The sequence below is a fragment of the Rhizobium sp. T1470 genome (assembly GCF_042140505.1).
Classification (GTDB): domain Bacteria; phylum Pseudomonadota; class Alphaproteobacteria; order Rhizobiales; family Rhizobiaceae; genus Rhizobium; species Rhizobium favelukesii.
Genome location: NZ_CP148091.1, coordinates 886,401 through 898,629, shown reverse-complemented (window position 1 = coordinate 898,629; position 12,229 = coordinate 886,401). Strand labels below are relative to the sequence as shown.

9 protein-coding genes and 1 pseudogene are annotated in these 12,229 nt (G+C 60.7%); 3 read left to right on the top strand and 7 right to left on the bottom strand.

Annotation, left to right across the window (positions count from 1 at the left end):
* Positions 1 to 6: 6 nt before the first annotated feature.
* From WGT02_RS04495 to WGT02_RS04485, 3 genes are all read right to left on the bottom strand, one after another.
* The gene (locus WGT02_RS04495; protein WP_024313084.1) at positions 7 to 1,071 is read right to left on the bottom strand and encodes an enoyl-CoA hydratase/isomerase family protein; all 1,065 of its coding nucleotides are present in this window, start codon (positions 1,069 to 1,071) and stop codon (positions 7 to 9) included.
* 148 nt (positions 1,072 to 1,219) lie between these two features.
* The gene (gene galE / locus WGT02_RS04490) at positions 1,220 to 2,254 is read right to left on the bottom strand and encodes a UDP-glucose 4-epimerase GalE (protein WP_208248878.1); all 1,035 of its coding nucleotides are present in this window, start codon (positions 2,252 to 2,254) and stop codon (positions 1,220 to 1,222) included.
* Positions 2,255 to 2,593: 339 nt separating this feature from the next.
* A complete protein-coding gene (locus tag WGT02_RS04485) occupies positions 2,594 to 2,782 on the bottom strand; it encodes a hypothetical protein (protein ID WP_225039565.1) in 189 nt (62 codons plus the stop codon).
* Positions 2,783 to 3,125: 343 nt separating this feature from the next.
* Between WGT02_RS04485 and WGT02_RS04480 the strand changes: the two genes are divergently transcribed.
* Positions 3,126 to 4,186, top strand: a protein-coding gene (locus tag WGT02_RS04480; RefSeq protein WP_208245220.1) for an IS630 family transposase whose coding sequence is annotated in 2 segments (ribosomal slippage) — positions 3,126 to 3,618 and positions 3,618 to 4,186 — 1,062 coding nt in all. Because the reading frame shifts where the segments join, the coding sequence is not laid out codon by codon here.
* 298 nt (positions 4,187 to 4,484) lie between these two features.
* On the opposite strand, the gene WGT02_RS04475 is transcribed toward WGT02_RS04480, so the two are convergent.
* Together WGT02_RS04475 and mscL are read right to left on the bottom strand one after the other, a co-directional pair.
* Positions 4,485 to 5,651 carry a pyridoxal phosphate-dependent aminotransferase gene (locus tag WGT02_RS04475; RefSeq protein WP_024313087.1) on the bottom strand — a complete coding sequence of 389 codons (1,167 nt, stop codon included), beginning with the start codon at positions 5,649 to 5,651 and terminating at the stop codon, positions 4,485 to 4,487.
* 113 nt (positions 5,652 to 5,764) lie between these two features.
* Positions 5,765 to 6,202, bottom strand: coding sequence for a large conductance mechanosensitive channel protein MscL (mscL, locus tag WGT02_RS04470; protein WP_024313088.1), 438 nt, complete (start codon positions 6,200 to 6,202; stop codon positions 5,765 to 5,767).
* A gap of 208 nt (positions 6,203 to 6,410) precedes the next feature.
* On the opposite strand from mscL, the pseudogene WGT02_RS04465 reads away from it, so the two are divergent.
* Positions 6,411 to 9,915, top strand: a pseudogene (locus tag WGT02_RS04465) (PAS-domain containing protein).
* On the opposite strand, the gene WGT02_RS04460 reads toward WGT02_RS04465, so the two are convergent.
* The gene (locus tag WGT02_RS04460; protein ID WP_208248881.1) at positions 9,875 to 10,474 is read right to left on the bottom strand and encodes a TetR/AcrR family transcriptional regulator; all 600 of its coding nucleotides are present in this window, start codon (positions 10,472 to 10,474) and stop codon (positions 9,875 to 9,877) included. The pseudogene WGT02_RS04465 and the gene WGT02_RS04460 sit on opposite strands and share 41 nt — an antisense overlap.
* Before the next feature lie 134 nt (positions 10,475 to 10,608).
* Here WGT02_RS04460 and WGT02_RS04455 point away from each other — a divergent pair, with 134 nt between their 5' ends.
* The gene (locus WGT02_RS04455; RefSeq protein WP_208248884.1) at positions 10,609 to 11,814 is read left to right on the top strand and encodes an MFS transporter; all 1,206 of its coding nucleotides are present in this window, start codon (positions 10,609 to 10,611) and stop codon (positions 11,812 to 11,814) included.
* On the opposite strand, the gene WGT02_RS04450 is transcribed toward WGT02_RS04455, so the two are convergent.
* On the bottom strand, positions 11,811 to 12,215 hold the full coding sequence (locus WGT02_RS04450) for a GFA family protein (protein WP_024313092.1): 405 nt from the start codon (positions 12,213 to 12,215) through the stop codon (positions 11,811 to 11,813). The genes WGT02_RS04455 and WGT02_RS04450 overlap by 4 nt on opposite strands.
* Between the last annotated feature and the right edge of the window lie 14 nt (positions 12,216 to 12,229).

Genomic DNA, 12,229 nt, shown 5'->3' with positions numbered 1-12,229 from the left:
AAGAGATTACAGCGCCAACGGCGGCTCGGCAGGCCGGAAGAAGGCATCGATGACCGCCGGGTCGACCGTTTCGACGGTCGCTGGCATCCAGCGCGGATTGCGATCCTTGTCGATGATGGCAGCACGAATGCCCTCATAAAAATCCGGGCTTTTCAATATCTGCACGCAAGCACCGAGTTCGCGGTTGAGGCATTCGGCGAGGTTCCGACTTTGCCTGCCCTGGCGCAACAAACGAAGCGCCAGCTTCAGACTGGTCGGGGAGCGCGTATGGAGAATGCGCAGCATCTCGGCGGCAAAATCATCAGGCTCGTTCTCAAGCGCATGGATGATCTCCTCGACAGCGCCGAAATGAAAGCTGCGCTCGATCAGGTCTCTATTGCTTTTGACGGCGCTCGTTCCCGGATCGCTGGACAGATTCTTCAACACCGCTTCGACATCGCGCGATGCGGCGTTGCGCGGGAGCTCGGCCAGCGTATCGACAAGATCCGGCAGCCGAAAGGAGGCGATGTGGTGGTCGGCCAGACCAGCATAGATGACGTCTGCCGCGTCGATGGTCAGCCCAGTCAGGCCCATCCAGGTGCCGACCTCGCCCGGCGTGCGCGACAGCAGCCACGTCGCCCCCACATCCGGAAAATAGCCGATCCCGGTTTCCGGCATGGCAAGCCTGGTCCGTTCGGTCACGACGCGATGGCGGCCATGTGAAGACAGACCGACGCCTCCGCCCATGGTGATCCCGTCCATCAGCGCCACATAGGGCTTCGGATAGGTGGCGATGCGATAGTTCAGGCGGAACTCGTCGCGCCAGAAGGTCATGGCCAAATCCGTGCCGGCACGGCCGCTTTCGTGCAATGCGCGGATGTCGCCGCCGGCGCAGAAGCCGCGTTCCCCCTGCCCCGATACGACCACGGTGGCGATAGTGGCGTCTGCCGCGAAGTCGTCCAACGCAGCCGCAACCGCACGGACCATCTCAAGCGTCAGACTGTTCAGCGCACGCGGTCGATTGAGGCGGATGATCCCGGCCGAGGCGCGTCGTTCGACAATCACCTCACTCTGCTGAGCCTCGTCCCGCATGCTGATCTCCTCGCTCCCATGGCCATCGTTTCTCGCAATCCCGGCACCGCGCCTTGGAGTGAACCGGGGCTGTCGCCCTTACGGCACCTTACCGTACTCGGCGGCATAGTCGATGGTTGCCGGCAAGGCCGAGGATTGGTTTCGTTCCTCAGAACGACGCGGCGGCGAGCGCCTTCTGGATAGTCTGCAGATCGTCGACGTTGCGATTCATCAGGAACAGTTCCCAGTCAAGCGCACTTTGAACGACCGTCTCCAGCGAATCGTGCTTCGGCTTCCAGTCGAGAACACGCTGGGCAAGCGCCGAGTCCGCGACAACGCTTGCAGCATCGCCCGGACGTCTCGGAGCCATATCGACCTTGAAGGAGTGGCCGTGGAGGCGCGTCACCATGTTGAGCACGTCGAGGACGGAATAGCCGGTGCCGTAGCCGCAATTGGCAACCAGCGAGCGATTGCCACGGCGTAGATGCTGCAGCGCCTCCAGGTGAACCGCCGTCAGGTCGCTGACATGAATATAGTCGCGCACACCGGTGCCGTCATGGGTCGCGTAATCGATGCCGTAGACTTGAACGCTGCCGCGTTTGCCGAGCGCGGCCTCGCAGGCGACCTTGATCAGGTGGGTGGCGCCGGAGGTCGATTGGCCTGTGCGTCCCAGCGGATCGGCACCGGCAACGTTAAAATAGCACAGCGCGACATAATCGAAGTCATAGGCGGCCGCGGCGTCCCGCAGCATGAATTCCGTCATCAGCTTGGATTGGCCGTAAGGATTTTCCGGATTGAGCGGCGCGGTCTCCTTTACCGGTTCGGACGTCTTCTGCGGCCCGTAGACGGCGGCGGTGGAGGAGAAGACGAAATGGCGAATGCCGGCGGTGATCGCAGCGCTCAACAGCGCACGCGTCTTGCCGGAGTTGTTATCGTAATAGGCAAGCGGATCGGCAACGGATGCGGGCACGATCGCCGAGCCGGCAAAGTGGATGATGGCTTCGATGTCGTTCTCGATAAAGATCGTCTTCAGAACCTGTGCATCGGCAACATCGCCGAGATAGAAGCGTGCGCGCTGCGAGACCGTCCAGCGAAAGCCTGTCGAAAGGTTATCCAGGACAACGACGTCCTCGCCTGCATCCAGCAATGTCCAGACCATGTGGCTGCCGATATAGCCCGCCCCGCCCGTGACCAAAATTGCCATGTCCTGAATCCCCGTTTTCATACGCGGGGAGATCTGAAGCCGTTTTCCTTTCAGAATTTCGTATAAACGGCCGGTGCGGAGGCCTCCGGCCGGGTAAGTTTGCCGATGTGGTTAGATGCGGCTTTCTAGCTTTGCTACAATTCTATCGATGTGCCATTTCGGGCAAAAACGGTGGACGCAGCGATGCGCGATCCAGACCTTTCCAGACGTAAAAGCCATTCCAAAGCCCGAGCCACGCCGACATTCCTCCGAAGGGGTTGCGCATTTATGATTTTATACGCTGATACCAGACGTCCACGGAACATACTGGGACCGGCCACACGGACTATCGCCAGACGTTCAATTCCGTCGAAGGAATTCCGTGATGTCTTCCCACAGGATCGCTATCCCGATGGCGAACAGCCCTCCGGGAACCATGAAGTACAGGATTTTGACGGGATCAACGGTGAAGAACAGCAGGTACAGGAAGCCGTAGGCTCCCGCGACTACCAGCACCGTACCCAAAACGAGGGAAATTATCTTCCTCACCAAGACCCACCCCCACGCTAAACCTCTAAGGGAATTGCTACACCAAACATGGCCAAGCTGTATAGCTGCCTCACTGGCCTTCTGGTCGTCCTGGCTATTGTTGGCCGCATCTAAGGGAAGGGTCGCCTCAAAGGAGAAGAATGCCCGACCGCAGGATGCAATCCTCGCGACCGAAGCATGCAAAGAGGCTGGCTGCTCTCTGCATGTTGTCTAACCGCAATTGGCTGACAGTGTTGAAAAAGTCCAAAATCCGGGCTTATACCAGCGTGAGCGATCTCTGACTCTTTTTGAGGTTTCCAAATCAGTTGAGTTCTGAATCAATACCGCAAACGGAGGTTTGCGGATGACATCAGGAATTCCACTGCGCGATGACTTCGACGGCTTCGCTCTTCGGGCGTTGGCCAAAGGCACGAAGGATGCGGCACAGGCTCGGCGGCTTCTTGCCCTTGCCGAAATCTATGATGGCCATTCCCGCAGCGATGCGGCCAGGATCGGAGGCGTGACCCTGCAAATTGTCCGCGACTGGGTTATTCGCTTCAATGCGCGTGGCCCGTCGGGGCTCATCAATGGCAAAGCACCCGGCAATCAAGGAAAGCTTTCCGACGTGCATCGCCAGGCTTTGGCAAAGATCGTCGAAAGTGGCCCGATACCGGCGGTGCATGGCGTTGTGCGCTGGCGGCGCAAGGATCTTGCTCAATGGCTGTTCCAAGAATATCGGATATCCGTCGATGAAACGACCATTGGCCGCGAATTGAAGGCGCTCGGCTTTGCAAAGCTGTCTGCCCGCCCGCGCCATTACGCCCAGAACGAAGGCGACCTGGAGAGTTTTAAAAAAAGTTCCCCGCCACACTGGCAGCCATCAAAGGCAGGCTCCCGAAGAACGTCGAGATTGAGCTCTGGTGGGCCGACGAAGCTCGGATAGGCCAAAAGAACAAGATCACCCGGCGATGGGCACGCAGGGGAACAAGGCCTTCGGCACCACACGATCAACGCACGATGTGGACCTATATCTTCGGCGCTATCTGCCCCAAGAAGGGCAAAGGTGCGGGTCTCGTTCTTCCCTACTGCGACACCAGCGCCATGAACCAGCATTTGATCGAAATCAGCCAGGCCGTCGATGACGGCGCTCATGCCGTGCTGATCGTTGATCAGGCGGGGTGGCATGTCACGCCGAAGCTCGATGTGCCCGACAACATCACACTGCTCTTCCTGCCGCCACGCTCGCCCGAATTAAATCCCGTCGAGAACGTGTGGCAATTTCTGCGTGACAACTGGTTGTCCAACCGGATCTTCAAAGATTACGAGGACATCGTCGCCCATTGCTGCGACGCATGGAACAAGCTGGTCGCTCAGCCGTGGAAGATCATGTCGATTGGAATGCGTGACTGGGCGCACCGGTTTTGATTAGCGCTCGTTGGTATTACCGAAAGGTCAGCCAATTCGCGATTTGAGCGAATATTGCCGCTCGATGCTGTTTCACTTCCGCTACGCGGCACACACTGCTTGAACGCAAAATTGGCAGGTCCCCCTGCTCAATTTTCTGTGCCGGCCTCTGCGGCCGTTAAAACAATGAAGGTTTGCAGAAAACGGACTTTCAACAATATCGGCGCAAACTTGCCTCTCGCGGATCATCACGGTTCGCGCGGTGGCATCAACTGCACAATCCCGCGAAAGCCCGGCTTGAGCCGGGCCTTTCATCCTGTCAGAGCTTGAGGATATAGTCGCACAGCCGGTCAGCGGCCGTCTGGATCTGGGTCGGATCGCGCAGGAAGCAGGCCCGCAGGAAGAGTTCTCCGCCCGACCCGAAGGCCGTTCCCGGCGCAAGCCCGACACCGGTCTTGTCGACGATGTCGATGGCCGCCCTGCGGCTGTCGGTCACCCCGTCGATCTTCAGGAATGCATAAAGAGCGCCATCCGGCTTCAATGTCTCGACGCGGTTCGTTGCGATCAGCGCGTCGCAAAGGATGTCGCGGGAGCGTTTGGCCTTGTCGATGTTGGATTGGACGAACTCGTCGCCGTCGTTCAGGGCAGCGACCGCTCCGCGCTGGATAAACTGGGCGACACCTGAGGTCGAATACTGGATGAGGTTCTCGAGCACCTGGCCGGTTTGCGGCGGGGCAACGATCCAGCCGACGCGCCAGCCGGTCATCGACCAGTTCTTCGAGAAGGAGTTGACGAACATCACCTTGTCGTCCGGCTCCATCACATCGAGGAAGGACGGTGCGCGGCCGCCGGCGAAGTAATAGCGCGCATAAATCTCGTCCGCCATGATCCAGAGATCATGCTTGCGCGCCAGCGCCAGGATGGCCACGAGGTCGTCCTTGCTTGCGGTCCAGCCGGTCGGATTGGACGGCGTGTTTATGAAGAAGGCCGTCGTCTTCGGCGTGATCGCCGCCGCGATGCGGTCGAGATCAACCGCCCATTTGCCGCCCTCGAAAGTCAGCTGGACGCCGACCGAACGCGTGCCGGCAATTTCCAGGGCGGCCGCGATGTTCGGCCAGGCGGGTGTCAGGTAGACGAGCTCGTCGCAAGGCGAGGTCAATGCCTGCACGGCGATCTGGATCGCCTGCATGCCGGAACCGGTGACATAGAAATGCTCGACCGGCAGGGTTATGTCGAAATGCCTTGCGTAGTAGTCCGAGAGCGCCTGGCGCAGCTCCGGGATGCCGCGCTGATAGGTATAGAAGGTCTCGCCGCCGGAGAGCGCGTCCATCGCTGCCCTGCTGATGAATTCAGGCGTCGGCAAATCCCCCTCGCCGACCCAAAGCGGCAGAAGGCCATCGCGGCCACGGGCATAGTTGACGACTTCGACGATCCCGCTTTCGGGCGCCTGGACTGCGCGCGGGCTAAGGCTGCTTACAATCGACATGCATCACTCCGGTTTCCGCCTACATAAAGCAAATGCGGCGGCAAATCCCATGACAATCGGTGATGCGATGTCGATTTTCATGATGGATGAGCCGGCGAAGGCTCATGATTTGATCAGACGGCTGGGCGTTTGGCGAGCAGGTCACGGATCTCGGTCAGAAGCGCAACGTCGGCTGGCGGAGGAGGCGCCTCCTCGGGAGCAACCTTCTTCTGCCGCTCCACCTGAGCCTGCAATTTATTCACACCTTTGACCATCAGGAAGATGATCCATGCAAGTATGAGGAAGTTGATCAGAACCGTGATGAAGCTGCCATAGGCAAGAACCGCGCCCTGCTGGCGCGCAGCAGTCAGTGTCGGCGCGTTCACGTTGGAGGACAGGCCGACAAAATAGTTCGAAAAGTCGAAGCCACCGAAGATAGCACCGACGATCGGCATGATGATGTCGTCCACCACTGACCTCACGATACCCCCAAAGGCACCACCGATGATAACACCGACAGCAAGGTCCATGACGTTGCCGCGAGCGATAAATGCTTTGAACTCATTGAGCATCCGATCCGTCTCCCTCTGATACAGTCTCACTGACAGGTCATTGTTTTTATTAGCTACATCTTCGATGCAATTATTCAATTGCTAATTACAAATTTCGCCGCTCCAACGGTCTTTGACTTAAGGCCTAGAGCCCACCCGATGTTCAAAGCTTTTGAATTGCCTTAATCTCGGTGCTCCGGGAGAACCGTGGTGCGCCGGTGGAGGTTCGATGCTGCCAGGCTGGGTCATACTTGCATCTGCATTCGGCTATCTGCTGCTCTTGTTTGCCGTGGCGAGCCATGGCGACCGCAGGCGGCGTATGTACGGAACGCCAGTTGGCGGCCGGCCGGCCGTCTATGCACTCAGCCTCGCGATCTACTGCACCTCCTGGACCTATTTCGGCAGCGTCGGCCTTGCATCCCAGCGCGGGCTGGAGTTCCTCGGCATCTACATTGGCCCGATTCTCGTCTTCACGCTCGGCATGCCCGTGCTGCGACGGATTATCGAGCTTGCCAAGGCCGAGAAGCTGACATCGGTCGCCGACTTCATTTCCGCGCGCTACGGCAAGAACCCGACGGTCGCGACCATCGTGGCGCTCATTTCGCTCGTCGGCGCCATCCCCTACATCGCGTTGCAGCTCAAATCGGTATCGAGCACCGTGACGGCGATGCTCGATCCGTCGGACTACGGCATCGGCAGCGGCAACCTTTATTTTCTCGACCTGCCGCTACTCGTAACGCTCGTGCTCGCCTGCTTTGCGATCATGTTCGGCACGCGCCACACGGATGCGACCGAACACCAGGACGGATTGATCCTCGCCATTGCCATGGAGTCCGTCGTCAAGCTTTTCGCCTTCCTCACGGCCGGCGTCTGTGTGATCTGGTTCCTGTTCGACGGTCCATCCGACCTTTGGCAGAAGGCCAGCGAGAACCAGCTCGTGCTCTCGGCGCTGCATTACCAGACGCCGATCAGTCGCTGGATCACGCTGATCCTGCTGTCGGCCTTCGCCATCATCATGCTGCCGCGGCAATTCCACGTCACGGTTGTCGAGAACAGGACCGCCCGGGAGCTCCGGTTCGCCGGCTTCCTGTTCCCGCTCTATCTCGTCGTCATCAATCTCTTCGTCCTGCCGGTGGCGATCGGCGGCCTGCTGACGTTCGGCGGCAACGGCAATGCCGACCTGTACATGCTTTCGCTGCCGCTTGCCGGGCAGATGCCTGTCGTCTCGCTGATCACCTTCATCGGCGGCTTTTCAGCGGCGACTGCCATGGTGATCGTTGCTTCGGTCGCACTGTCAATCATGGTGTCGAACGACATCATCATGCCGATCTTCCTGCACCGGAAGCTGACCGACCGCACAGGACAGCGCAACAACTTCGCAAAGACGCTGCTCAACATAAGGCGCAGCGCGATCTTCGCCGTGCTGCTGCTCGGCTACGCCTATTACCGCTCGACCGACAGCACGACGGGACTGGCCTCGATCGGCCTCCTCTCCTTTGCCGCGATCGCGCAGATGGCCCCTGCCCTTTTCGGCGGCCTCGTCTGGCGACGGGCCAATGCCCGCGGCGCCATCCTCGGGCTGACGTCGGGCTTTGTGATCTGGGTCTATCTGCTGTTCCTGCCCTCGCTTGGCGGACCGGACTATTCGGGGGTCGCAAGCGCGGTCCTCGGCTTCATCTTCCCCGGCACGACGATCTTCACCGGTAACGCTGCCGATCCGCTGGTCAATGCCACGGTGATGAGCCTGCTCGTCAACACGGCCTTCTTTGTCATCGGTTCGGTGACCCGCAATGGGCGACCGCTTGAACGCATCCAGGCCGGTATCTTCATCAAACGGCAGTCCCGCTCGCAATTTGCCACGCGTGGCTGGAAGACCCGCATCAGCGTCGGCGACCTGAAGGCGACGGTCTCGCGCTATCTCGGCGAAGAGCGCATGGAGCGGTCGTTCCAGACCTACCAGCAAAATTCAGGCCGCAATCTGGACGATGACCAGCCGGCCGACATGGCGCTCATTCACTTTACCGAACAGCTGCTCGGCAGCGCCATCGGCTCTTCGTCCGCCAGGCTCGTGTTGTCGCTGATCCTTCAGAAGGTAGAAGACGCCTCCGCCGATACCGCTTGGCTGCTCGACCAGGCAAGCGAGGCGCTGCAATATAACCAGGACATGCTGCAGACGGCGCTTTCGCAAATGGACCAGGGCATCGCGGTCTTCGACAGCTCGAACAACCTGACGATCTGGAACCGGCGTTTCCGGCAGTTGCTTGATCTGCCGGAGAATGCCGGACAAGTGGGCTTCCCGCTGGCCGACATCGTGGCAATCCTTAGCCAGCGCGGCGATGTTCCTGCCGGCGACGTCAACCAGACCGTTCGCCACTTCCTGACGCTCGACAAGCCCTTCGCGCTGGTGCTTGGCAGCGGCGAGCGCATCATCGAAGTCCGCTCCAATGCCATGCCGGATAAGGGCATCGTCGCAACCTTGACCGACATCAGCCAGCGGGTCGCTGCCGACCGAGCCCTGAAGCAGGCGAACGAAACGCTGGAACAGCGGGTGGCCGAGCGGACGGCGGAACTGACCCGCGTCAATCACGAACTCGGTGAGGCGAGAGCTGCGGCAGATGAAGCCAATCTTGGGAAGACGCGCTTCTTCGCTGCTGCCGGCCACGACATCCTTCAGCCTCTCAATGCCGCCCGGCTCTATTCTTCGGCGCTGGTCGAGCGCATGGGCCAATCTGAAAGCAGCGCGATCGTTCGCAACATCGATTCCGCGCTGGAATCGGTCGAGACCATCCTTGGCGCGGTACTCGATATTTCGCGGCTTGACACCGGCGCCATGCGGCCGCGCCTCGCCTCCGTGCCCCTTTCCGATCTGCTGGAGCGGATTCAGACCGACTTCGCGCCGATCGCCCGCGAGAAGCAGCTGAAGCTGGTGGTGATGCCAACCTCGCTGCGGGTCCGCTCCGACCCCAACTTTGCTTCGCCGCCTCGTGCAGAACCTCGTCTCCAACGCAATCAAGTACACGATCGACGGCAAGGTGCTGGTCGGCGCGCGCCGCCGCGGAAGTCAGGTCGTCATCCAGGTCATGGATTCTGGGATCGGCATTCCGCCGTCGAAGTTCCGGACCGTCTTCAAGGAATTCGCCCGGCTCGACGAAGGCGCCAAAACTGCCTCCGGTTTGGGGCTCGGCCTCTCGATCGTCGATCGTATCGCGCGCGTCCTCAACCATCCGGTGGAACTGCACTCGACACACGGCAAGGGCACGGATTTCCGGATCGTCATGCCACGTGATGCCTCACGGCTTGCCGAGCGTGTCGGCGCAGCCCAACCGGTGGAGCATTCGGCGCAGAGCCTCAAGGGACTGCGCATTCTCTGCATCGACAACGAACCGCATATTCTGGAAGGCATGCAACTGCTGATCAGCGGCTGGGGCTGCGAAGTGCGATGCCTGGACTCGCTAGGGGCGGTCCGTGCAGTCGATGCGCGCCAGGTACCGCCCGACGTGATTATCGCCGATTATCACCTTGGCGACGGCACCGGCATTTCGGCCATCATCACACTCAGGGAACGGTTCACGGCGTTTATCCCGGCTCTTATCGTTACTGCAGACCGCACGCCCGAGGTTCGCGCCGAAGCGGAGCGGCACGGCATCGGCATCCAGCACAAGCCGGTGCGTCCGGCAGCGCTGAGGGCCTATATCACGCAGATTTCTGCGCAGAAGCGCACGGCGGCTGAGTGACGTCCATGTCCTTCGTCATCACGTCGGCCACGAGGCTGCGCACCCGTTCTGCGCTCGGCACATCGCCGAAAAGAATTCGGTAGATAATCGGCGCAACAACCTGATCCATCACCGCATCGACCGGCGGAAAGCTCTCGCCGCGTGCAAGCGCCCGCTCGCTCAGCAGTTCCATCTGCTCGCGGGTGAAAGCACAGCACTTGCAGGCGTTGGCATTGTCTTGCGCGGCCAGCACGTCGCGGATCATCTCACGTCCGACGCCGGAGGACATCTCCTCGGCATATTGCTCCGCCCAGGCTTCCAGGTCTCCCCTGCCGCCGCCGCTGTCGATCGGCTGCATATCGGGGCGCAGGCGCTCGACCGCGACGTCCGCCAGCAACTCCTGCAGGTCACCCCAGCGACGGTAGATCGTCGATGGGGTGACGCCGGCCTTTGCGGCAATCAATGGGATCGTGACATCGGCACGGTCCATGCCGGCAAGCAGTGCGCGCACCGCCTGGTGCACCGAAGCCTGCACCCTGGCACTGCGACCACCCGGTCGGAGATTTTCCTTTGCTGCCATTTCTAACGTCCTGTCTTCCTGCCCCGGCGCATGGTTCAAAATCTTTGACCGATTCATTAACGCAAATCATTTGCTTTTAGCGTCAGATCGACCTACGTGGCTAACGCAACGAATTAGCTTTAAGGGGCTTATATATGTTCCGCGCCGCCGATTCCACAACGACCTCGCGCAATCCAATCCCTTTCCACGCGATCACGCTGGCGACCTTCTTCGGCGCTTCGGCAGCACCTACGCCGCTCTACCGGATCTATCAAGAAAACCTCGCCCTCTCTCCGGTGCTGATCACGGTGATCTTCGCGGTCTATGCCTTCGCGCTTCTTGTGGCGCTGCTGATTGCCGGCTCGATCTCCGACCACCTTGGCCGCAAGCCGGTGATCTTCACCGCGCTCGTTTTGGAAATCATCGCCATGGCGCTGTTCGTCGTTGCCAGCGGCCCCGGCTGGTTGATTGCAGCGCGGATCGTGCAGGGCCTAGCAACGGGCATCGCCGGCGCTTCGATCGGCGCCGCACTTGTGGACATCGACCGGGCGAAGGGACAGCTCGTCAACTCCATCGCGCCGCTCTCCGGCATGGCCGTTGGCGCCATCGGCACCAGCGCCTTGATCCAATACGGACCTTTCCCGCTTCACCTCGTCTACGCCATCCTGCTCGCTGCCTTCGTCGGGCAGGCCGGCGCCATCTGGGCGACGAGCGAGAGCGGTGGCCGGCGGCCGGGCTTCTGGAACTCTCTGAAGCCGACGATCTCGATTCCGCCGCAGGTCCAGCGCCCGCTCGCCTTGGTGACGCCGATCAACATCGGCAATTGGACGCTCGGCGGCTTCTACCTCTCCCTGGTTCCCTCGCTGGTCGCCAGCACGACGGGCAGCCGGGCCCCGCTGACGGGCGGGGCGATCGTGACAGCGCTGATGGCGTCCGGTGCGGTTGCTGTCTATCTCAGGCGCAGCAAGTCCGGCACGGCCAACCTCGGTTTCGGCACGGCCGCGACCACGCTTGGCATTCTGACAGTGGTCGGCGGCGTCCACCTCGGCGCCGTGCCGTTGCTGCTAATCGGCACGTTCCTGACGGGAGCCGGGTTCGGCACAAACTTCCTTGGTTCAATCGGCACGATCATGCCGCTCGCCAAGGCCGACGAGCGCGCCGGTCTGCTGTCCGCTTTTTATATCCAGAGCTATCTGGCTTTCAGCCTCCCAGCCATCCTCGCCGGCTTCCTGGTCAAATCGCTTGGCTACCAACTGACCACCGACCTCTATGCAACGGCGATCATTCTGGTGACGGGCGCCGGGCTGCTGGGTCTCCGCGCCGAGCGCAAAAGAGCTGCGAGACTGCCGGCCTGCGGCTAGAGGTAGCTCGTCACCGCCGGCTCGTTCCACCAGTTGTCGTGACGCCCATCCATGTAGCGGATGGGCAGCGCGGCCAGCTCCTCCGGCGGTATGTCGTCGAGGCAAGCGATATTGATCGAAAAGTAGTCGCCGCCGATCTCGGGAATATGCCCGTGCCCGTAGGCATGCAGGCCGCATGTCGTGCAGAAGCGGTGATGGCCGCTCATCGATGCGAACTGATAGTCGCCCGCCGCCGTCTCCTCACACAGCAGGCGAAAGTCTTCGGGTTTCACGATTGCGCCCCAATAGCGCCGCTTGCCGCAGACCGAGCAATTGCAGCGGCCGGTGCCCGCTTGGAGATCGGCATCGACCTCGTAGCGGATTTTGCCGCAATGGCAGCTGCCCGTGTAGGTTTTCTTCATGGAAATTCCTCCTC